The sequence below is a fragment of the Trichocoleus sp. DQ-A1 genome (assembly GCF_039961955.1).
In the GTDB taxonomy this organism is placed as follows: Bacteria; Cyanobacteriota; Cyanobacteriia; order Cyanobacteriales; family FACHB-T130; genus FACHB-T130.
Genome location: NZ_JAMPKE010000038.1, coordinates 19,838 through 40,979 on the forward strand (window position 1 = coordinate 19,838; position 21,142 = coordinate 40,979).

19 protein-coding genes and 1 tRNA gene are annotated in these 21,142 nt (G+C 48.5%); 11 read left to right on the forward strand and 9 right to left on the reverse strand.

What is annotated here, in order from left to right:
* Window positions 1–55 precede the first annotated feature (55 nt).
* Both NDI33_RS23765 and NDI33_RS23770 read left to right on the forward strand, forming a co-directional pair.
* The gene (locus NDI33_RS23765) at window positions 56–1,075 is read left to right on the forward strand and encodes a succinate dehydrogenase/fumarate reductase iron-sulfur subunit (protein WP_190410203.1); all 1,020 of its coding nucleotides are present in this window, start codon (window positions 56–58) and stop codon (window positions 1,073–1,075) included.
* A 30-nt stretch (window positions 1,076–1,105) separates the two neighbouring features.
* Window positions 1,106–1,306: a chlorophyll a/b-binding protein gene (locus NDI33_RS23770; RefSeq protein WP_190672816.1), complete on the forward strand. Its 201-nt coding sequence runs from the start codon at window positions 1,106–1,108 to the stop codon at window positions 1,304–1,306.
* 148 nt (window positions 1,307–1,454) lie between these two features.
* On the opposite strand, the gene NDI33_RS23775 is transcribed toward NDI33_RS23770, so the two are convergent.
* The 6 genes from NDI33_RS23775 to NDI33_RS23800 all read right to left on the reverse strand — a co-directional run bounded on the left by NDI33_RS23775 (window position 1,455) and on the right by NDI33_RS23800 (window position 9,259).
* The gene (locus NDI33_RS23775) at window positions 1,455–2,642 is read right to left on the reverse strand and encodes a TRC40/GET3/ArsA family transport-energizing ATPase (RefSeq protein ID WP_190426895.1); all 1,188 of its coding nucleotides are present in this window, start codon (window positions 2,640–2,642) and stop codon (window positions 1,455–1,457) included.
* Between the two features lie 33 nt (window positions 2,643–2,675).
* Complete coding sequence (locus tag NDI33_RS23780; protein ID WP_190410200.1) at window positions 2,676–3,077, reverse strand: DUF2358 domain-containing protein; 402 nt, start codon at window positions 3,075–3,077, stop codon at window positions 2,676–2,678.
* A 23-nt stretch (window positions 3,078–3,100) separates the two neighbouring features.
* A complete protein-coding gene (locus NDI33_RS23785) occupies window positions 3,101–3,670 on the reverse strand; it encodes a hypothetical protein (RefSeq protein WP_190410199.1) in 570 nt (189 codons plus the stop codon).
* A gap of 99 nt (window positions 3,671–3,769) precedes the next feature.
* On the reverse strand, window positions 3,770–5,038 hold the full coding sequence (locus tag NDI33_RS23790; RefSeq protein ID WP_190410198.1) for a DUF4912 domain-containing protein: 1,269 nt from the start codon (window positions 5,036–5,038) through the stop codon (window positions 3,770–3,772).
* Window positions 5,039–5,769: 731 nt separating this feature from the next.
* Window positions 5,770–6,732, reverse strand: coding sequence for an AEC family transporter (locus NDI33_RS23795; RefSeq protein ID WP_190410197.1), 963 nt, complete (start codon window positions 6,730–6,732; stop codon window positions 5,770–5,772).
* 88 nt (window positions 6,733–6,820) lie between these two features.
* Window positions 6,821–9,259: an IMS domain-containing protein gene (locus tag NDI33_RS23800; protein ID WP_190672819.1), complete on the reverse strand. Its 2,439-nt coding sequence runs from the start codon at window positions 9,257–9,259 to the stop codon at window positions 6,821–6,823.
* Between the two features lie 169 nt (window positions 9,260–9,428).
* On the opposite strand from NDI33_RS23800, the gene pdhA reads away from it, so the two are divergent.
* The 3 genes from pdhA to purF all read left to right on the forward strand — a co-directional run bounded on the left by pdhA (window position 9,429) and on the right by purF (window position 14,664).
* Window positions 9,429–10,463, forward strand: a complete 1,035-nt coding sequence (gene pdhA, locus NDI33_RS23805; protein ID WP_190410195.1) for a pyruvate dehydrogenase (acetyl-transferring) E1 component subunit alpha — start codon at window positions 9,429–9,431, stop codon at window positions 10,461–10,463.
* Between the two features lie 185 nt (window positions 10,464–10,648).
* On the forward strand, window positions 10,649–13,006 hold the full coding sequence (gene purL / locus NDI33_RS23810) for a phosphoribosylformylglycinamidine synthase subunit PurL (protein WP_190672821.1): 2,358 nt from the start codon (window positions 10,649–10,651) through the stop codon (window positions 13,004–13,006).
* A gap of 164 nt (window positions 13,007–13,170) precedes the next feature.
* Entirely contained in the window at window positions 13,171–14,664 is a 1,494-nt protein-coding gene (gene purF, locus NDI33_RS23815) for an amidophosphoribosyltransferase (RefSeq protein ID WP_190410193.1), read from the forward strand.
* A gap of 246 nt (window positions 14,665–14,910) precedes the next feature.
* On the opposite strand, the gene NDI33_RS23820 is transcribed toward purF, so the two are convergent.
* Both NDI33_RS23820 and NDI33_RS23825 read right to left on the reverse strand, forming a co-directional pair.
* On the reverse strand, window positions 14,911–15,534 hold the full coding sequence (locus NDI33_RS23820) for a chorismate lyase (RefSeq protein WP_190536009.1): 624 nt from the start codon (window positions 15,532–15,534) through the stop codon (window positions 14,911–14,913).
* 167 nt (window positions 15,535–15,701) lie between these two features.
* A tRNA-Leu gene (locus tag NDI33_RS23825) sits at window positions 15,702–15,782 on the reverse strand.
* Window positions 15,783–15,974: 192 nt separating this feature from the next.
* On the opposite strand from NDI33_RS23825, the gene accC reads away from it, so the two are divergent.
* On the forward strand, window positions 15,975–17,327 hold the full coding sequence (gene accC, locus NDI33_RS23830) for an acetyl-CoA carboxylase biotin carboxylase subunit (protein WP_190672824.1): 1,353 nt from the start codon (window positions 15,975–15,977) through the stop codon (window positions 17,325–17,327).
* 60 nt (window positions 17,328–17,387) lie between these two features.
* Here the strand turns inward: accC and NDI33_RS23835 are convergent, their stop codons facing one another.
* Entirely contained in the window at window positions 17,388–17,681 is a 294-nt protein-coding gene (locus NDI33_RS23835) for a YggT family protein (protein WP_190410190.1), read from the reverse strand.
* A gap of 270 nt (window positions 17,682–17,951) precedes the next feature.
* Here NDI33_RS23835 and NDI33_RS23840 point away from each other — a divergent pair, with 270 nt between their 5' ends.
* From NDI33_RS23840 to NDI33_RS23860, 5 genes are all read left to right on the forward strand, one after another.
* A complete protein-coding gene (locus tag NDI33_RS23840) occupies window positions 17,952–18,071 on the forward strand; it encodes a photosystem II reaction center X protein (RefSeq protein ID WP_190410189.1) in 120 nt (39 codons plus the stop codon).
* A 238-nt stretch (window positions 18,072–18,309) separates the two neighbouring features.
* Entirely contained in the window at window positions 18,310–19,140 is an 831-nt protein-coding gene (locus tag NDI33_RS23845) for a Ycf66 family protein (protein WP_190672827.1), read from the forward strand.
* A 163-nt stretch (window positions 19,141–19,303) separates the two neighbouring features.
* The gene (locus NDI33_RS23850) at window positions 19,304–19,798 is read left to right on the forward strand and encodes a PD40 domain-containing protein (protein ID WP_199302290.1); all 495 of its coding nucleotides are present in this window, start codon (window positions 19,304–19,306) and stop codon (window positions 19,796–19,798) included.
* Window positions 19,799–19,800: 2 nt separating this feature from the next.
* Window positions 19,801–20,325, forward strand: a complete 525-nt coding sequence (locus NDI33_RS23855; RefSeq protein WP_190672833.1) for a PD40 domain-containing protein — start codon at window positions 19,801–19,803, stop codon at window positions 20,323–20,325.
* Between the two features lie 215 nt (window positions 20,326–20,540).
* On the forward strand, window positions 20,541–21,026 hold the full coding sequence (locus tag NDI33_RS23860; protein WP_190410269.1) for a PD40 domain-containing protein: 486 nt from the start codon (window positions 20,541–20,543) through the stop codon (window positions 21,024–21,026).
* Window positions 21,027–21,142: the final 116 nt, after the last annotated feature.

Sequence of the window (21,142 nt, forward strand, 5' to 3'; positions counted from 1 at the left end):
AGATCGTAAATTCAGCTTTAGACTAGAAGTTAAGAGCAATGAAGAGCTTTGAAGCATGCAAGTCCTTTTTAAGGTCATCCGGCAGGAGCAAAATTCCTCTCCTGTAGTACAGACTTATACGTTGGATGTCGATCCTGGTAACACAATTCTGGACTGCCTAAATCTTATTAAGTGGGAGCAGGATGGAAGTTTAGCTTTTCGCAAGAATTGTCGCAACACAATTTGCGGCAGTTGTGGAATGCGAATCAACGGTCGTTCCGCTTTGGCGTGTAAGGAAAATATTGGCAGTGAAGTGCAAAGGCTGCAACAGATAGCAGCGAGTGCTACCCTTTCAGATGCCCCGCAAAAACCTTTAGATGCCATCCCAGAAATTACTATTGCACCAATGGGCAATATGCCGGTCATTAAAGATTTGGTAGTGGATATGCGTAGTTTTTGGGATCATCTTGAAGTAGTTGAACCCTATGTGAGTACGGGGGCAAATCCTATACCGGAACGAGAGTTTTTACAGACACCCGAAGAACGCGATCGCCTTAATCAAACAGGCAATTGTATATTGTGTGGTGCCTGCTATTCTGAATGCAACGCCCGTGAGGTCAATTCGGATTTTGTAGGACCTCACGCCCTTGCAAAGGCTTATCGAATGGTAGCGGATTCTCGTGACGCCGAAATAGAATCCCGTTTGGAAAATTACAACGAAGGCACCAAAGGCGTCTGGGGTTGTACCCGCTGTTTTATGTGTAATACGGTTTGTCCGATGGATGTGGCACCAATGGATCAAATCGGCAAAATTAAACAGCAAATTCTCGACCGCAAGGACGATCAAGCCAGTCGTTCGATCCGTCACCGGAAAGTATTAATTGATCTAGTGAAGGAAGGTGGTTGGATTGATGAACGTCGGTTTGGTTTACAAGTCGTGGGAAATTCTTTTAGAGACATCAAGGGGATGATTAGCCTGGGGCCACTCGGATTAAGAATGCTGGCTCGCGGTAAGTTTCCTTTGGGGTTTGAGCCGTCTGCTGGGGCTGAGGTAGTGCGATCGCTCATTGAATCTGTCCAAAGCCTTGAGTCTTAATCATATTGAATCACGATTGAAGTAAAAACAATGAATCCTGAAACAACTTCCCCAGAACAATCACCCGTAGAAACACCCGCAGAAAATTACAACCAACCAGAGCCTGCTTTCGGCTGGACGCTCTACTCCGAGCAAATCAACGGACGATTCGCAATGGTAGGGTTTGTTGCTTTATTGGTGCTGGAATTTTTCACCCATCAGGATTTTTTTACCTGGCTGGGTTTGCGCTAATCCGCACTTAAAGACATGGATTGGTTAACCGCCAATTCCATCCGTAGGGGCGTGGATTTGTGAGTTGCTAATTCCATCCGTAGGGGCATGGTATAAACACGCCCCTACGCATCTAAATTCTGCCTTAATATCTACCCAAATTAACTGGCTACACCTGAACCGGAGTGCTAAACCGGATTTTAAGATAATCATCCTCCATCTTTGCTCCAGCCGGTTGCAGGGCTGCCAAGGCTTGCGGTAATACCAAATTGCGGCGGTGATTGCCTATCGTAATGTTTAATTCATCGCCGGTTTTACTTAGTTGGATATTATCTTTGGCAATACCGGGCAAGTAAAGTTCTAAGCTGTAGTTATTTTGGTCTTGCACAACCCTCAGAGTGGTTTCCTTGTAATACACCTGAGTGGGATCTTCATCTTTATAGAGCGTTTCCTTTAACCGTTCTAAAGCCTCTAACCCGCACATTTCTTCTGAGTAAAGCGGAACTTCCTTGACTGGTAAGGGATGGAAGTTTTCGTGAATTTCCTGCCGATATTGCTGCTGGCTTTCTTTCCAACGTTGAAAGAAAGGGTCGGTCACTTGATCGGGGATAATCCGATTTGCCACCACTAAATCCGTAGCAACATTGTATAAACTCAAATAAGCATGGGCGCGGAGAGACTCTTTAATCACCATTTTTTCGGGATTGGTGACGAGGCGCACCGAAGTCTGAGTATTGTCACTCAATACTTTTTCTAAAGCTTCAATCTGCTCGTAGAATTCAAAGGGAGCGTCCATTACCTCTTTATCGGGCAAGGAAAAACCGGCAATTGGTCTGAAGATCGGTTCAACTAGAGGTCTGAGCGCTACTGATATGCCCTGTAACGGCTTGTAAAAACGTCTCATATACCAACCGCCGACTTCCGGCAAGCTGAGCAATCTTAGAGCCGTCCCCGTAGGAGCTGAGTCAATAATTAAAACGTCAAACTCGCCTTCATCGTAGTGGCGCTTCATGCGTACCAAACCGAAAATTTCATCCATGCCGGGTAGAATTGCTAATTCTTCCGCTTGTACGCCTTCCAAGCCTCTTGCCTGCAAAACTTGGGTAATATAACGCTTAACTGCGCCCCAGTTGCCTTCTAATTCCATCAGAGCGTCTAATTCAGCACCCCACAAGTTCGGGCGAACCTGTCGCGGATCGTGCCCTAGTTCCAAATCAAAACTGTCGGCGAGAGAGTGAGCGGGATCGGTACTTAAAACAAGGGTTTTGTAACCGAGTTCGGCACAACGCAAGCCAGTAGCGGCGGCTACAGAAGTTTTGCCAACGCCACCCTTGCCGGTCATCAAAATTACGCGCATGAATGCTTTTTTCCTATCTGAGAATTGTTTACGTTACTTATTATTTTTTCCCTGTTTTAAGGGTAACAAATGTTGTTTCAACACATCAAAACGCGAACATTTCCAGTAGTCGATATGGGAAGCAATCATTCCATCAGTGTTGAGTTTTAACTCGCTCCAGCCTGGGATGGCGATACGAGGTTTCCACGGCAGAGGGGTATTCCAGCTCAAAGTCCACTCAAGTTGGATTGTATCTCCGGATTTGCGAATGTCATGTAAATCCATCCTGACGTTCATAAACCAGGTTTTGATAAAGCCAATCATGAGTTTGTAACGCTCAAGACCATTAAACTTGTTCAGCGGATCTTTGAAAAAAACGTCTTCTGCATAGATGCTGTAGGTTTGGTTTTCTGGAAATCTTTGGTAGTCGTCTTTGAGGATTTGAATGATGTCCATGAGACTTAGAGGGTGACAAGAAGCTACGGTTCGATTTCAGTCCAGAGGCGTTCTAACTGACGCCGCCATGCTGCCAGCACTTCTTCACGAGCCTCTGGAGGCAGATCCAAATCGCCCATGAGACCTTCTTCGTAGAATCGATCGAGGGTTTGGAGTGTGGCTTCGAGGGATTGTCCTTGCTGCTTGGCAGCAAGGATAATTTGACTAATTCGACTTTCAACTAGCTGATTAAAGCAGTCAGATAAACCTGTCTGATGCAGAGAAATCAGTCGCGCGATCGCTCCTGAAAAATCCTCTACATTTAGAGTCTCAAGATTGTGCTGAAATACACCCCATAGCACTCCCTGATTCAGGGCGTAACGAGTCTCCTGAGTGTCATCAAAATTGGCTTCTAGCAGCTGTTCTACAAACGGTTGTGCTTCTTGAGCGGGTGCAATCGGTAAGAGAACTCGCAACCAAGAACTGTCATCGGAAAGCAGAACCAACAGCCGCATCTGAGTCGTTTCTACTTGCCACAAGCCGGGGGCAGTTGCTTCAATCGCTGCGGCATCAAATAGTTCTGTAAGGGTTTTGGTAATGTCTTCAGGTTTCATAATTTCCAAATAATAAACCCCCAGCCTTAGCCGGGGGAAACTTCAAAAGACAGAAGATTGAGGACAGAAGGAGGAATTTATTCCTCATCCTTCATCTTTTCAAGAGAGCCATTCCTCAACAGCATCTTCTTTGGTGTTGGTATTGCGCGATGGCGTTTCGCGGTTAAACTTCATGTGAATCGAGCGAGTTTGCTCGCCATCAGCCGCCACTGCCATAATTGGGTAGTCAATCAGACCATCCTGGAAGGACATCTGGAAGCGGAAGGTGCCATCTGGATTCAGCTTGATGGGACGACCGCCAATTGTGACTGTAGCATCTGGCTCGGTAGCACCGTAAACAATGAGTTCAGCATCGGCAACCAACCAGAACTGGCGAGGACGCATTGGGATGCCGGAACCTGAGAAGCCAGCACCGGACATTCCCACACCAGACATGGTAAGACCAGATACGGTAGGAACTGCCCACATCCCAACGCCAGAGGGGAAGACGTAGGAACTCAGAGCTTGTTCGGCAAGGGACACTGACTGCATCGAACCAGGTACTTGCTGCATGGAGCCAAACAACGAACCGGCTACCCGTTGAGCTTCGACAGTCTGAGCCATGCCGAAGATTTCGTCGTAAATAGGATTGCCACCTGTTGCTACACTACCGTAGCCAGCCATTGCCATTTTCTTGGCAGGGGGAACCAGTTCGAGGAAAGTCTTGCCGCGCAGGTCTTCTTCCCAAGAAACGGTGATGAATTGGTCTTCAATCCAATCTGAAGGATAAACGGGAGGAACGCGGACGGGAGCGGAACGAGCTAAGACGAGCCAGCGACCATCAGCACAACGGTAGCCGATGTCTACAGCATAGTCGCGATCGCTCACGGGCATCGGCAAATACCATTCCCGCGCTAGCTCATCGCAAGGATATTCCTGAATGCTGTGAGGGCTTTGATATTCTAGATTCACGTCGGTGACATCATAGAGTCGCAGCGCTAGTTGTTGTCCTCCCTGACGGCGCAAATCTTCTTTATGATCGTTGGGGATATCCCAGTAGGTGTATGCCCATTGGGGGTCGCGAGGCATCAGGACAACCCGGCTTTCACCGTAGCCACCCGGAAGATCCCCTAGACCTTCATCTACGGATGCCAGGGTTCCACCTGTGCGATCTTCCTGACCCAGTTCAAATTTTGCTGCTTCCACTTCTTCTTGCGCCTCCACTATACGAGTTGAACCGAGAGAAATCTTGGTGCGTTGAACTTCTTTAATTGCTGTTAGCAGTTGCTCTTTACGCATTCTGCTGTATCGAGAGATGCTGCATTCGCTAGCAACTTTACGGAGTTGCCTTAATGTCATCTCTTCCAATGGTGGGCGTTCTTTTGCCATAACAAATAGTCTCCGGTAGTTTGGGCGGCAGTTAGGTTACTTCTCTAGAGACTGACTAGCAAAGCAGCACAAAATGCTATTTCGCATCTCTTCAACTTCGGAAAGTTGTGCCATGTTATCCCCTTTCTGAAATCCGTAACGTCTCAATGGTTAGCTGCGGTCTTGAATGAGCCGGTGTCAGTCTTGAATAGGGGCTGCTTTTGTGACGCCAAGAAGACTGACTGGCTTTCTTGGCTGGATTGAGAATCTAACTGAGCGCCCAGGATTTTAGAAATTTGCTGATTAGAGCATTTCTTTGGGATCGCGGGATCGCTTTGTTAATTTCATGTTGCAGAAAAATACTGGGTTAGGTCAAGGGGTGTTTCAGCCAATTATAGGTATATCTACGAAGTTATAAGGGACTTGGGGATCGAATTGTCATGATATTTTGACATTATAAACGGATTGGGATCGCCGTAACTTGTCAATTTGTCGGAAACGTTCCCATGCAGACATACAATGTCAGAGAATCTTGACAAAATAAGCGAAACCCATTCACTTTTTTGGGGCAATCGTTGAAATCTGTCCTTGCCCCAATCCTTCCCCAATCATTAGAGGCAAAGAGAGATTGGTCTCATTCTTAAGCTCCCCTGCCTTGGGAACGCTTTCTTCAGAGGCTCAACTTTTGGTAATCGGCAAGAAAGCTAGATTAATGAGGCAGAAACGAGAACTCCTGTATTGGCGTTTTCGGATTAACCATATACAAGCAGCCAAACCGGAATCATCAACAGTAGCAGTCCGATACTTAGGACAATACTGCTGGCGGCTAAATCTGGGTCGAGATCGTACTCCTCCGCCAGGATCAAACTTGCAAAGGCAGTGGGCACACCTGCCATGAGAACCATTGCCAAGCGGGCATCGCCCGATAAACCAATTAGGGTGGCTGCAATACCCACCAGTCCTGGCATCACCACAACTTTCACCAGGGCAGGGAGTAAGGCAACCCGAAAACTCTTCCATCCTTGCAGCTGAGCGAGCCGTATCCCCATTAGCACAAAGGAGCTAGCAATGACAAACCCTACAGAAGCTTGCAGTCCTGATTCTAGTAGAGTCGGCAGTTCAACCGAGCGAGTGAGGTATCCGAAACTAAATGTCCACAAGGCAGGAACGGTCAAGATATCTCGAAGTTGAATCCACCAATGATTTCGCTTTGCGGGTCGCCCAAAGTAGCTGGCGATAAAGACACCAATTCCATAGGTACCAATGATGTTATTCGTGACGCTGTAGAAGACGGCTAGACCCACAGCTTGAGCGCTAATCAAAGAAGGAGCGATCGCTAACCCCACAAAACCTGTATTGCCCAGCATGGCAGACAGGATGAAACTTCCGTAGCGAGGGCGGTCTAAAAAAGGCAGAAAAGAAGACTTTTTACTGTCGCCATTTTCACGGCTGAAGCGTTTCCAAACCTGCAAACTTAGCCATGCAAAAGTAAAACCGACCGCCAAAGCTCCTATGGCAATTAGCGGAACTACTCCAGCATTTTCTGATAAGTTTGCCTGACGAGCCAGCGTCAGAATTTGTAGCGGCACCCCAACCCAATAAAGACCGCGACCCAGCAACCTGGGTAAGGAATTAGGGATAAATCTAAAGAGTATAAAACCGAGTGCCGTCCACAGGATGATGGGCGTATAGGCATGAAATAAGGTTTCGGTCATTCGTTATTAGCCACTGGTTATCAGCCACGGTCAAGCGTTAACAATCGGTCGCCTAATGACGAGCCGACTCATGACTAATCCCCAATGACTACCTCAGAACCTTCATGTCCTGGATCAGCCACTGACCATCTTTGCGTACTAGGTCATAACGCACGCGCAGGCTTTCATCATAGGAAGAAGCTTGATTGAGCTTACCTGCTTTATAGAAATCTGCGGCTTCATTCACCTGTGCATCCACTTTGGCGCGATCGGGATTGCGATCGCTCATTTCAACAGATTTTACCTCGACCTTGTGCCTGTACTTCCAGTACGAGTTACTGTTCTTTGTGCTTTGAGAACGTTTTTGCCAACGAGATAAAGCGGGATCGGCAAGGATTTGCTGTAATTTTTCGACGGTATGCTCTTCACCCAAGGCATCGGCTTTACTAGCAAGCCAAATCTGAACCAATTGTCGAGCTGTTTCCTGGGTTAGAGGGCCAGATGGACTCAGTAGTTTACTGCCTGGTTCGGGAATGGGTACTGGAGGAGCAGCTAGCTGTACCATTGGTTGCTCTCCTTCTAAGAGCGGGCCTGAGAAACTTCTCTGGAGCCAACTGAAAGCAGCGGTCGCTAGCATTAGCAAGACTCCCAAACTGAGAATCCCGGCAAGTCCCAGTAAAAGAAGCCGTCCGGTTTTTGCCGAGCGCAAGGAAGCTGCGGAACGTTGAAGACGACCACCTGAACGACGACCTGATACATCTCCCCCTGTGGGGGATGCCTTGGACACAGAATCTGGTCTCCGCAACCGACTTGCGATTGTTGCTCGTGGTTGTTCATTTTGTTCCGGTGAATTCCCTCGGCGGCGCTGACGCTTCGAGGCAGCATCCCCAGCCAAGCCCGGATCGTTTCCTTCTGGTTCCGGAGACCGAGAAACTCGTTCTGCCGCCGGTAAATTCGATCCTCCCCCTGTTTGCGGGCGATCGATTGTAGCGGTCATTGTCGCCGTTCGATGAGCTGCGCCAGATTGCTGTTCCACCAATTGTTGAAGGCGATCGCGCGAGGAACTTTCTTCAGCATTGGGACGCAAGGGCGCGTTGCTTGATGCCGCATCGCTCATCCTGCCCCCATTCTCTCCACTGCCGTTCCGCCCACTGGAGCGAGATACCACACTCTCCGGTCTGCGAAATCCTGGGGAGTCACTTGTCCCTCGCGAGACGGGAGTCGCAGCATAAGATACTTGCTGAGTCGGCAATACCGCCCACTCATTGGTTGTATCTTCCTCTACTGGCAATTCTTCTAAGTACGCCTGAACCTGATCATCGGCAAAGTAATCCTTCAAGGAAGCTCGCACCGATGCCAAATCTCGGAAGTGGGGAAACACTTCTGCTTGCAACCAACGCTCCCCGTACAAACACAACCCAGGTAACAAGTCTGGCGCGCCCTGAGAATGTTCTCGAATGAAGGCGAGGGGTTCGTACTCTTGGCTGAGTTCTAGGGCGCGACTGGCTTCTTCCGTCTGACCGAGAAGAAGGGCACACACCGCCTGTTCCAAATGCACATCCTGACGCTTGCCTAAGCGCATCAGCATCTGCTTAGCTTGTCTAATTAGACCCGGCTGTCGTTGGGCAAACCCCCGACCTAGTAAAGCATAAACCGCTAAATAGGTAGCCACTGCCGAGGGACGACGCGCTTCTGCTTCAAAGAGATTCTGCTGTTCGGCGGAGGTCAAGTAGCTCCGCAGCTGCTGAATGAAGCGGAGAAAGTCATCAATGTTCAGTCCCGATTGATCGTCTCCGGTGCCATCGATGCCGCCGCGTTCTTGCAACATTTCTTGCAAATGCTGCAATCCTTTACGGCGTTCGGTTACTTTGTCTTCACTACTCGCGAGTAATTCCAAAATTCGGTACGGGCGAAGCTTGTAAAGATCCGCCTGAATTTCACCCCGCAGGCTGGCAAAGATACCTTCTCTCAATAGTAATTCTTGACCCGTCTCTAGGGAGGTGGCGGCGTTTTCATATTGACCTTGCTGCCATTGCTCTCGGCCTAGTTCCAGACACGCCAATGCCAGCGTCAACACAATATCTGGTTGCACTAGCTGAGGGTTGCCCAAACGACCCTTTTCGATACTGGTGCTAGCACGGCTGAGGAAGGGACGTCCCAGCTTCAGCACCAGTTCGTATTCTCCTAGCTCCTGTAAGATCAGCAATGCCCCAACGAATTGCTCATCTTGAATTTCGATGCTGGGCGTATAAGGGTCAAGGTCGGTGTCTGCTGTACCATTTCCTTCCTGACGAGTTGCTGTTCCTGATTCTGAATCCAGGTCGTATGTTTTTGTCAGAAATGTAGCGTCGTAAGCGGAACGCTGTTCTGGATCGCACAGAATCGCGTAAGCTTCGTCTAGCAGTTGTTTTCGGGCGGCGATCGTGATTTCTGAATACTCTCGTCGAGGAAGTTGCAGAGCGCGATCGCGATACGCTTGCTGCAACTGCTCAGCCGTAGCCTGAATCGGCAGGCCCAGAATCCGGTAGTAATCGAGCGGAATTCTCACAGTCTACTTCCTCAGCCCCAGGCAACTAAATTAATCTGTATCTGTACGAGCGAACATAAACGATAGAATAGGTGCGATAATTATACCCCCTAGCTTCTATAGTAGAAGCTTATCTTGGTAGATAAAAACCGCCGTTCAACCAATCACGTCAAGTTTATCCCTTAAATCAATGGTTCAGGAACGCATTTTACCCGTCTTTCACGCCGATCAAACCCAAATCACCAAAGAAGAAGGATTGATCCTTTACGAGGACATGGTCTTGGGGCGGTTTTTTGAAGATAAGTGCGCCGAGATGTACTACCGGGGCAAAATGTTTGGTTTTGTCCACCTATATAACGGTCAAGAGGCTGTGTCAACTGGCGTCATCAAGGCAATGCGCCAAGATGAGGATTATGTTTCCAGCACCTACCGCGACCACGTTCATGCTCTGAGTGCTGGGGTGCCTGCAAAAGAGGTAATGGCTGAGTTGTTTGGTAAGGCAACCGGCTGTAGTAAAGGGCGCGGCGGCTCGATGCATATGTTCTCCTCGGAGCATAAACTGCTGGGAGGTTATGCTTTTGTGGCTGAAGGGATTCCTGTTGCTACGGGTGCGGCTTTTGCCAGTAAGTACCGCCGCGAAGCCTTGGGAGATGCCGGTTCCGATCAAGTAACCGCCTGCTTTTTTGGCGACGGTGCAGCGAATAACGGTCAATTTTTTGAATGCTTGAATATGGCGGCGCTGTGGAAACTGCCAATTTTGTATGTTGTGGAAAACAACAAGTGGGCAATTGGTATGGCGCACGAACGGGCAACTTCTGTACCAGAGATTTTCAAGAAAGCCCATGCATTTGGCATGGCAGGTGTTGAGGTTGATGGGATGGACGTGTTAGCAGTTCGTGCAGTTGCCCAGGAAGCGATCGCGCGTGCCCGTGCGGGTGAAGGGCCAACCTTGATTGAAGCCCTAACCTATCGCTTCCGAGGTCACTCTCTCGCTGACCCTGACGAACTTCGTTCTAAAAATGAGAAGGAATATTGGTTCGCCCGCGATCCAATCAAAAAGTTGGCTGCTCATCTTGTAGAACACAATCTGGTAGACCAAGAAGAACTCAAGGAAATTGACCGGAAAATCCAAGCCGTCATCGACGATGCGGTGAAGTTTGCCGAGGAAAGCCCAGAACCCGATCCTAGCGAACTGTACCGTTATATTTTTGCCGGTGATGATTAACAGTTAGCGTTAATAACGGTAGTCAAATATAGGGTAGGCAATGCCTACTCTATTTTTTTAGATGCGCTTTAAAACTCCTTAAAATTGACACAATTTTATATCCGTTAAAGTTACAAGCACATTTACCGCATAAGTAGCGGGGAAATATCGATACAATAACCCTGTGCCGTTCGTGCAAGGGTTCCATGTCTACAATCTCATCCGCTCCGTTTACCCCCGAAGAAATTGCCGCAGAAGGTATAAAACCAGAAGAATACGAAGACATTGTCCAACGGCTAGGGCGTCATCCGAATAAAGCTGAGTTAGGGATGTTCGGCGTCATGTGGTCGGAGCATTGCTGCTACAAGAACTCGCGACCATTACTCAAGCAGTTTCCGACTGAGGGCGATCGCATTCTCGTCGGGCCAGGAGAAAATGCTGGTGTTGTAGACTTGGGCGACGGACTGCAACTCGCATTTAAAATCGAATCTCACAATCACCCCTCAGCAGTTGAACCGTTTCAAGGGGCTGCAACGGGAGTCGGCGGGATTCTCCGGGATATCTTTACAATGGGTGCGCGTCCCATTGCCTTGTTAAACTCCCTCCGCTTTGGTTCTCTCGAAGATGCCAAGACGCGGCGACTGTTCAATGGTGTGGTGTCAGGAATCTCCCATTATGGCAATTGTGTGGGAGTCCCTACTGTGGGCGGTGAAGTTTATTTTGATCCAGCTTATTCCGGCAATCCACTTGTGAATGTCATGGCCCTGGGATTAATGGAAACTCCGGAAATTGTCACATCTGGAGCCGTAGGGATTGGAAATCCAGTTCTGTATGTGGGTTCTACGACTGGGCGAGATGGCATGGGCGGGGCGAGTTTTGCCAGTGCAGAACTCAGCGATGAGTCGATGGATGACCGTCCAGCGGTACAAGTGGGCGACCCTTTCCTAGAAAAATCCCTCATTGAAGCTTGCTTAGAAGCCTTTAAAACGGGTGCTGTTGCCGCCGCGCAGGATATGGGTGCAGCAGGCATTACCTGCTCTACGTCAGAAATGGCAGCGAAAGGTGGCGTCGGGATTGAACTGGATCTAGACAAAATTCCAGTGCGGGAAACGGGAATGGTGCCTTATGAATATTTACTCTCTGAATCTCAGGAACGGATGCTGTTTGTTGCTTACAAGGGGCGCGAACAGGAGTTAATTGATATTTTCCACCGCTGGGGTCTACAAGCTGTCGTTGCAGGCACTGTGATTGAGCAGCCGATTGTGCGGATTTTGTTCCAAGGCGGCGTGGCGGCAGAAATTTCAGCAACGGCTTTGGCGGATAATACGCCCATTTATCACCGAGAATTGTTGACTGAAGCGCCAGAGTATGCGCGTGTAGCTTGGGAGTGGACAAGCGATCGCCTTCCGACTTGTACCAGTGCTGGCATTGAAATTCAAGGTCGTTCTCTCACCTGGAATGACATTCTTTTGACTTTGTTAGATACTCCCACAATTGCCTCTAAGCGTTGGGTTTATCGTCAGTACGACCATCAGGTGCAAAACAATACTGTGATTGTTCCAGGTGGCGCAGATGCAGCCGTGGTGCGGGTGCGTCCGCTAGAACCTTCGCCAAATTACTCGATTAACCAGGGAGAGAACAAAGGGGTTGCTGCCACTGTCGATTGCAATGCTCGTTACGTCTATCTTGATCCCTATGAAGGAGCCAAGGCAGTCGTCGCAGAAGCGGCTCGTAATCTTAGTTGTGTGGGAGCCGAACCTTTAGCAGTCACGGATAACCTAAATTTTGGGAGTCCAGAAAAGCCAGTGGGTTATTGGCAACTCGCAAATGCTTGTCGGGGAATCGCGGAAGCTTGTCGGGAATTGGGAACGCCGGTGACTGGCGGCAACGTGTCTCTCTACAATGAAACCCTGGACGCTGACGGAAATCCCCAGCCAATTTATCCGACGCCCGTGGTGGGGATGGTGGGGTTAATTCCTGACATTACGCGAATTTGCAGCCAAGCTTGGCAAGCCGAGGGAGATTTAATTTATTTACTGGGAAAACGTTTGGATTCACCAGAGGGAGTCACGTTAGGTGCTTCCGAGTATTTGTCAGCCATTCATGACATTGTCGCTGGTAAACCGCCCACCGTAGATTTTGATTTGGAACGCCGGGTACAAGCTGCTTGCCGGGAGGGAATTCGTCAAGGTTGGATTCGCTCAGCTCACGATTGTGCTGAGGGAGGACTTGCGATCGCTTTCTCGGAAGCTTGCATCGCTAGCAATTTGGGAGCCGAAATTCACTGGAAACTTCCTCCAGAACCCTCTGTACGCTGGGATTCTATCCTTTTTGGTGAAGGGGGAGCGCGAATTTTAGTTTCTGTCGTGCAAGAACACCAAGAAATTTGGGAATCCTATTTAAAGGAGCAACTGGAAGATTGCTGGGAACAAATGGGTCGTGTCGGAAAACCGGACAGCGAGTTACGGGTTTTTACGACTCAAAGCCAAACTTTGATAGACGTTAGCATTAAGAAAATGGGCGATGCTTATCACAATGCTATCCAACGCCGTTTAACCGTTTAGCCAACCTTCCCCAATTTACTTCCAGAAATCGCTGACCCAGACAGAGCTAAATTCCTGGTCTATGTCTTCGGCTAGCGACATTAACGCTTTGTTATGAGATTATTAAGAATTACTAAGCCTGGTTAGTTTTTCTCTGCCTCAACAAGTAGGAGCCAAGTTCTCACATGATTCCCAACCATCCCTTTGCAAGCGATGAGTCTCCAGCTGAGTCTAACCACTTGAACGATCAGCGACCTGATAAGCCAGAGGAAGCCTGTGGCGTTTTTGGGGTTTATGCACCAGGTGAAGATGTCGCCAAACTGACCTATTTTGGTTTGTATGCGTTACAGCACCGGGGTCAGGAATCTGCTGGTATTGCCGCTTTTGACGGCAAGCAGGTTCATTTACACAAAGAGATGGGCTTGGTTTCCCAAGTCTTCAACGAATCCATCTTGAACCAGCTACCAGGGAACTTGGCAGTTGGTCATACCCGTTACTCCACGACGGGTTCCAGCCGCGTTGTTAATGCTCAGCCAGCAGTTGTAGAGACTCGGTTAGGAACCCTTGCTCTGACACACAATGGGAATTTAGTCAATACTGGGAAACTGCGGGAAGAGTTGTTGCGACGCGACTGTAACTTAGTCACGACGACGGATTCTGAGATGATTGCCTTTGCGATCGCAGAAGAAATTAACGCAGGCAAAGACTGGTTAGAAGGAGCGATCCGAGCCTTTCGGCAATGCGAAGGAGCCTTTAGTCTGGCAATCGGAACGCCAGACGGCTTGATGGGTGCCCGCGACTCCAACGGTATTCGTCCCTTAGTGATTGGCATTTTAAACACGAATCCTCAGCGCTATGTCCTCGCATCAGAAACTTGTGGCTTAGATATTATTGGGGCTGAGTACCTGCGGGATGTTGAACCGGGCGAGTTAGTTTGGATTACCGAAGAAGGTATGGCTTCTTTCTTCTGGGCAGAACAACCCAAGCGGAAACTATGCATCTTTGAAATGATTTACTTTGCTCGTCCGGATAGCGTCATGCATGACGAGAGTCTCTATAGCTACCGGCTGCGCTTAGGACGGCAACTCGCTCAGGAATCTCCAGCGGATACCGATATCATTATTGGCGTACCCGATTCCGGCATTCCCGCCGCGATTGGGTTTTCCCAAGCATCCGGTATTCCTTACGCCGAGGGATTGATTAAAAATCGCTATGTTGGTCGCACTTTCATCCAGCCGACTCAGGCAATGCGAGAGTGTGGCATCAAGATGAAACTCAATCCTCTTAAAGATGTGCTGAGTGGGAAACGAGTCGTTATTGTTGACGACTCTATCGTGCGAGGAACGACTAGCCGCAAACTTGTCAAAGCCCTCAGAGATGCTGGTGCCACCGAGGTTCATATGCGAATTTCCTCTCCACCCGTAACTCATCCCTGCTTTTATGGTATTGACACGGATAGCCAAGATCAGTTGATTGCGGCAACAAAGTCAGTCGAAGAAATTGCCGAACAAATAGGTGTAGACTCGCTAGCTTATCTCAGCCGCGAGGGAATGTTAAAAACTACCGGCGAAGATCCCAACAATTTTTGTTCTGCTTGTTTTACGGGTGACTATCCCATCTCAATTCCAGAGCAAGTTAAGCGTTCTAAGCTGATGTTGGAAAAAGCAGCTAGCTGTTAGCTTTTTGTCAGTGGTTAAATAAGTTTGAAAAACTTACACAGGAAAGAGGCCAAAACTTCATTCCCCTGTAAGTTTTTCACTTTATGTTTGCTTTGCGTATTTATACCGGAGAGTGTCAAGAAGATGGGAGAACTGAATAAAACTCCGTCATTTTGAAGTTTGGGCGATTCTCAAACCAACATTGACAAAGGTTCGATGGTTTCGCTCCTGCTCTACCCATCCTACAAATTCATAAAGTCTCTCTACTTAATCCCCTGGCTTCACCGGCTGCATTGGCCCCAAGTAGTTGGTCAAATAGGGCGAAAAAACCTCATAAATTAGCGTCAGCGGACGCCCATGATGCCAAAATAGGTAGTGACGCCCCCAGAATGGGCCTGTTTGTCCAAAGGCAGATTCTAAAGCATCGGACTGACCGTAGTAAATTCCCTGGACATCCCGATATAACTCGGTACGCAGGCGAGCCAAACTTGCCCAAATTGGCAAGGAACGGTTTTGTAAATACTCATCTACATGACTGGCTTCCCACCAGGAAGTCGCGTAAGCCAGCCGCTGACCGGAGGTGGTACGCAGCCATACCTGTCGTCGCAACCTAGGTCCTGGTACAGCCTGGATTTGATTGGGTGCTGCATCAGCATCCATGCCAACAGGCGACATATCAATGACATCTACTTCTGTTGGTTCACCCGTCAAAAGTTGCAGGTGGCGCGTCGGGGAGCCATCTCCCAGTAAAAGCATCTGCCATGCTGGTGCTAGCTGTGTGTGAGGCAGTCCTTGCTGCACCACTTCTTCGCCTCCCTGCCAAAGCGGGCTGAGAGCATACCAATTTCTTGGTAGGCTAATGCTGTTTGTAGGTATAACAGTTGAAGTCAAAGCTCTTTACAAAACTTCATTTTCTTATATAAAATCATAAACAATTTCTTGCCGGAAACCTATTCCAGCAAAAAAAATTGAGTGGTGAGTTTAGTTCTTTTGCAATTTCAGTTCTCAGTGCATACTATGCGTTGATGCGCTTGCAGCACTGAGAACTGAAAAAGTAATGCGGATGGCGAGACTCGAACTCGCAAGGCAAAGCCACACGCCCCTCAAACGTGCGCGTATACCAATTCCGCCACATCCGCTTGCATATATACCAATTGTATCATCTTTGAGGCAATTTCGTTCTCTTTGGAAGAAACAAGACTTTCAATCAGTATCAATAACTGTTCTAATGCGAGGTGATGCGATCTATATATTGTACTGATGCTGAAGGCAACATCCTGAAATAATAATGATTGTTCCTTGCGCTACCCCATTTCTCTAAAAACTAGAAGATGCGTTTTTCAAAGATTTTAATTGCTAACCGAGGGGAAATTGCTCTCCGCATTCTCCGTACCTGCGAAGAAATGGGGATTGCGACTGTTGCAGTTCACTCGACGATCGATCGACACGCCCTTCATGTGCAATTGGCTGACGAAGCCGTTTGTATTGGTGAACCCCCCAGTATCAAAAGTTATCTGAATATTCCCAATATTATTGCGGCAGCTTTGACGCGCAATGCGATCGCTATTCATCCGGGCTATGGTTTTTTAGCAGAAAATGCCCGATTTGCGGAAATCTGCGCGGATCACCAGATTTCTTTCATTGGTCCAACGCCGGAAGCGATTCGGGCAATGGGAGACAAATCCACCGCAAAAGAAACGATGCAACGGGCGGGGGTGCCTACAGTGCCGGGAAGTGACGGGATATTAATGTCCGATCGGGAAGCATTAGCGATCGCGGATGAAATCGGCTATCCTGTCATGATCAAAGCGACCGCCGGAGGTGGAGGGCGAGGAATGCGTTTGGTGCGGGAAGAAAGCGAACTCGTCAAGCTCTTCCAAGCTGCACAGGGAGAAGCAGAAGCTGCATTTGGCAATCCAGGCGTCTATCTGGAAAAATTTATTGAACGTCCCCGCCACATCGAATTTCAAATCTTAGCCGATAGCTACGGCAACGTAATTCACCTGGGTGAACGCGATTGCTCTATCCAACGGCGTCATCAAAAGTTACTAGAAGAAGCCCCTAGTCCAGTTCTCAGTTCAGAACTGCGCCAAAAAATGGGCACTGCCGCTGTCATGGCTGCTAAGTCTATCAACTACACGGGTGCCGGGACTGTGGAGTTTCTGCTTGCACCCTCTGGGGAATTTTATTTCATGGAAATGAATACTCGGATTCAAGTCGAACACCCGGTGACAGAAATGATCACTGGGTTAGACTTGATTGCCGAGCAAATCCGCATTGCTCAAGGGGAGAAATTGTCGCTGACTCAAGATCGAATCGTTCTCCGAGGCCATGCCATTGAATGTCGAATCAATGCGGAAGACCCCGACCACAACTTCCGTCCTCATCCGGGGCGGATCAGCGGCTATCTGCCTCCTGGTGGCTTTGGTGTTCGGATGGATTCTCATGTCTACACGGACTACGAAATCCCTGCTTACTATGACTCCCTGATTGGTAAGTTAATTGTTTGGGGTAGCGATCGCCCTACTGCAATTAAGCGGATGAAACGGGCATTGCGGGAGTGTGCCATCACGGGTTTGCCCACAACCATTGGCTTCCATCAAAAAATTATGGAGACACCGGAGTTTTTACAAGGCGAGGTTTATACCAATTTTGTTGAGAAGTTAATGCAGTCCCAGCAGTAAGTAAGGAGTGGGTAATCGGTGATTTTTCCGTTACCCACTTTTACTAACCTCCGAAGCGCCTTAATGAGTATGAGCAAACATCGTCAGCAGTCCTTGCTGACCTAAGAGAATCTCTCGCACTAGGCTAAAGATCCCCACCCAAACGATCGGGGTAATGTCCACACCACCGATAGGGGGCACAATTTTCCGCAATGGCACTAAAAAAGGTTCTGTAGGCCAAGCAATCAAGTTAAAGGGAAGCCGATTTAGGTCTATCTGAGGATACCAGGTAAGGACGATCCGAAAGATAAACAGCAAAGTCATCAAGCCCACAAGCGGGCCAAGAATCCAACTAGCAAGCGAAACAGCGTCCATTGGTTCTTAATCAAGAATATTTCCGGGTGTCAAAACTTTAGCCATGTCGCGTATTTGTCATGCAACTGACGCCGTAAGGCATTATAGTTAAAGTTTTATAACCAAACTCTCATTATTCTAACGCAGCGTGGCACTCAATCCTATTCAGCCAGACTGGTATAGGGGTAGAAGAGACGTAAAAACAAAATGAAGCGAAAAATAGGCTTCTCAAGTTCATAACATATCGTTAAAATTGATCAAAAGAAATCGTTGTCAAAGCGAGCGAAAAAAATGACGCCTTCATTAGCGAATTTTCTCTATAGTCTGCTCTGGGGTGCTGTAATTGTTGTCATCCCAGCCACGGTGGCGCTGATTTTTATTAGTCAGAAGGATAAAATCCAACGTTCCTAGATTGTCGGAATAGCCGGAAACCTCAGTTTGTCGAGAGAGTAATTATTAAATTAGTTGCTCGCTCTAAAAAAACTGAGGTTTTATATGTTAAAGGGAGAAGAGCTGATGCGATGCAGCAAGCCAGTTTCTGCCCGCTCGTTCTCCTGCTGACCCAGGATACTTAGAATTAAAATTCCCAACCTGCGTACCAATTTCTGCGGTTAACTCGTTAACATAGATTTGTCTTGGGAAAACAGCAATGGTAAACTTCGGGCTTAACTCAGCCAGTCTTCTGGGTATTTTTCTGGCAGTGGCAGGGGCAGCACTGTACTTTCTGCGTACCGTGCGTCCAGAGCTAGCGCGAGATCACGATATCTTTTTTGCAGCGGTCGGTCTCTTGTGCGGCTTCATTCTTTTATTTCAAGGATGGCGACTCGATCCGATTTTGCAATTCGGTCAATTTCTGTTGACCGGCTCTGCTATCTTTTTTGCATTTGAAAGTATTCGGATGCGTGGAGTGGCGACGGAGGTTGCAAAGCGAAATACGCAAATTGTCGATGACGATCGTCCCGTAAGCCGCGTGTATCGAGCCGAGTTGGATCAACTCGAACCGATGGATGAGGAACCACCGAGACGCCGGATTCGGGGAACGCAAGAATCTCGCAATAGCCGAACGGTAGAGACTTACGACGATGAACCGCGTCGCCGTCCATCCAGTCGGAGTAACAGTAATCCTAGTAATAGTAATCCTGAAAGGCTGGGACAAGGAGACCGTCCTCGCAAGCGTCGTCCCCGTCCAACAGAAACTCGCCCAACCGAACAACCGGACGATTGGGAAGTCTCAGACACATGGGAGGAAAAACCGTCTCGCAGTAGCCGTCCCAGCTCGACTCGTCCACCCAGCCGAGATCCAGAGACTGCTGCCAAGCCAAGAAGAAGTCGTCCACCTAGGGGAGAATCATCGGAGCGATCGCCTAATCGAGAGAGCCGGGAAGATGTAGAAGCAACCCCAACCGACTATGTAGACTACAAACCCATAGACTACCCGGAAGACGAAGGCGGCAACTCCAGCAATTTTGACCAAGAATGAGTCTGGTAAGGGCGGTGTCTTCGTGTCTGCCCCGCGTTTCATGAGACGCATCTGGTTCATTGGGTCGGGTTACTTTTGCAAGCAACAATGCAACTTTGACGTGAAAAGATGGACGTGCGGTCTGGGAATCCATACCTGGGTCAAATGGGGAATCTGGTTTAGCATGGCTGGGTTAGTCGTTGCCTGTACCCCAGTCAATCGCTCAACAGGACCAGTTGCCCTCAACAGTCGTTATACAGATGAGCAACCGGCTTTGAGCGGCAATGGTCGGTTGCTTGCCTTTGTTTCTAACCGCAATGGCAGCCGACAGATTTTGCTGTATGACTTGCAACAGCGACAGTTTGTAGATGTACCGCGCTTGAACCGGCAAGACGCGATCGCAGAAAATCCCAGTCTCAGTCAGAACGGTCGTTACATTGTCTACATTGCCAGCGACCAAGGACGCCCGGAAGTTGAACTTTACGATCGCAGCACCAAATCCTCACAAATTCTCACGATGGGCTATCGCGGTTGGGTGCGAAATCCTAGCATTAGTCCAGATGGTCGCTATATTGCCTTTGAAAGCAGCAGTCGCGGTCAGTGGGATGTAGAGGTGCTAGACCGGGGGCCTAATATTGAGTTAGATATCCCTGATGGCAGCCCGTCTGCCTCTCCCTGAGCGTGAAACGTAACCTTTTTCTATCAGTATTTGTTGCCTTAGCCAGTTTATTGAGTAGTTGTACTGGCTCAGGTCGTCTCGTGAGTTTTCCCTTTGATTCAGGGGGGCGAAGTTTAAATAGCCCCGCGTCTGATATCAATCCTCAAATCGCCAGCCGCTACATAGTCCTAATTTCTGACCGGCGCAGCAGTCAGGATGTTTATCTTTTCGACACGGTGGATCGGCGTTTGATTGATTTGCCCGGATTAAATTCTTTGGATGCGATCGCATCTCACCCGGCTGTTTCCGCTGATGGTCGTTACATTGTCTTTGCTGCAAGTCGTCAGGGTCGGTCGGGAATCTACCTCTATGACCGCGAAACTCGCCAGTTAAGGAATCTCGCGGAAAACGTGCAAGCAGAAGTGCGAAATCCAACGATTAGCGCTGATGGCAGTACGATTGCCTTTGAATCTAGTGAAAATGGTCAGTGGGATATTGTAGTTAGCGATCGCTCTGGACAAACGCTGAATCTTCCAGCACCTCCTTGAGGATAAAAGTGCTGAGTATTTGGGAAGGAATGGTTGGAAAAAGTAAATACCCGCTTATCTGAATCCACAGCTTTGGCGAATCAGGGGATTTTTTTAGCCTATAAAGGCAGGCTTGATTCGTGTAGTCGCACTTCACAGCTACAGTCATCAGGTATTTAGGCGCAAGTGATATGAAATGGCTAATTAACTGGCGCTGGCTAACGATTTTATTCACAATGGGGATAACTGGTTGTCTTGATACCCAGCTCTTCAACCCGCCGCAAATACTGACTGGCGGTATCAACAGCCAGACCCCTGACGAATATCCCGCCTACAGCAGTGACGGTCGCTATCTCGCCTTTGCTTCTGACCGCAATAATAATCGAGACATTTTCCTTTACGACTTGCAGCAACGCCGTCTCGTCGATCTCCCCAATATCAATCGTCGGGACTCCAGACAGGATCAACCCGCTTTGAATGCTGATGGTCGATTTATTGCTTATGTTTCTAGCGAACGAGGCAAGACGGATATCTTTGTCTACGACCGTCAAACTCAACGCTCCGAATTGCTCACTAGCAGCATCCGAGGCTCGGTACGCCATCCCACTATTTCCGGTGATGGTCGCTACGTGGCGTTTGAAACTAGCCAGTTAGGCCAATGGCATATTGCAACTGTAGAAAGAGGAACTTCAGCAACAAATTCTGGCTCTTTACAACAGTAGAAGATCGATGAAATTGGCGAGTTCCTGCACGAGCGAGTCAGAGGCTTCTTCTATGGAAAGAGCATTGCTTGAGAGCGATCGCTACTAAATATGCTAAAACAGTCAAAAAAGCTTAA

Excerpts from the sequence above, each read along its gene's own strand:
- NDI33_RS23845 (WP_190672827.1), top strand. The coding sequence starts at position 18,310 with ATGGTAAACTTCGGGCTTAACTCAGCCAGTCTTCTGGGTATTTTTCTG.
- accC (WP_190672824.1), top strand. The coding sequence starts at position 15,975 with ATGCGTTTTTCAAAGATTTTAATTGCTAACCGAGGGGAAATTGCTCTC.
- NDI33_RS23835 (WP_190410190.1), bottom strand. The coding sequence starts at position 17,681 with ATGGACGCTGTTTCGCTTGCTAGTTGGATTCTTGGCCCGCTTGTGGGC.
- NDI33_RS23795 (WP_190410197.1), bottom strand. The coding sequence starts at position 6,732 with ATGACCGAAACCTTATTTCATGCCTATACGCCCATCATCCTGTGGACG.
- purL (WP_190672821.1), top strand. The coding sequence starts at position 10,649 with ATGTCTACAATCTCATCCGCTCCGTTTACCCCCGAAGAAATTGCCGCA.
- NDI33_RS23840 (WP_190410189.1), top strand. The coding sequence starts at position 17,952 with ATGACGCCTTCATTAGCGAATTTTCTCTATAGTCTGCTCTGGGGTGCT.
- NDI33_RS23790 (WP_190410198.1), bottom strand. The coding sequence starts at position 5,038 with ATGGCAAAAGAACGCCCACCATTGGAAGAGATGACATTAAGGCAACTC.
- NDI33_RS23770 (WP_190672816.1), top strand. The coding sequence starts at position 1,106 with ATGAATCCTGAAACAACTTCCCCAGAACAATCACCCGTAGAAACACCC.
- NDI33_RS23860 (WP_190410269.1), top strand. The coding sequence starts at position 20,541 with ATGGGGATAACTGGTTGTCTTGATACCCAGCTCTTCAACCCGCCGCAA.
- purF (WP_190410193.1), top strand. The coding sequence starts at position 13,171 with ATGATTCCCAACCATCCCTTTGCAAGCGATGAGTCTCCAGCTGAGTCT.
- NDI33_RS23780 (WP_190410200.1), bottom strand. The coding sequence starts at position 3,077 with ATGGACATCATTCAAATCCTCAAAGACGACTACCAAAGATTTCCAGAA.
- NDI33_RS23785 (WP_190410199.1), bottom strand. The coding sequence starts at position 3,670 with ATGAAACCTGAAGACATTACCAAAACCCTTACAGAACTATTTGATGCC.
- NDI33_RS23775 (WP_190426895.1), bottom strand. The coding sequence starts at position 2,642 with ATGCGCGTAATTTTGATGACCGGCAAGGGTGGCGTTGGCAAAACTTCT.
- NDI33_RS23850 (WP_199302290.1), top strand. The coding sequence starts at position 19,304 with ATGGCTGGGTTAGTCGTTGCCTGTACCCCAGTCAATCGCTCAACAGGA.
- pdhA (WP_190410195.1), top strand. The coding sequence starts at position 9,429 with ATGGTTCAGGAACGCATTTTACCCGTCTTTCACGCCGATCAAACCCAA.
- NDI33_RS23765 (WP_190410203.1), top strand. The coding sequence starts at position 56 with ATGCAAGTCCTTTTTAAGGTCATCCGGCAGGAGCAAAATTCCTCTCCT.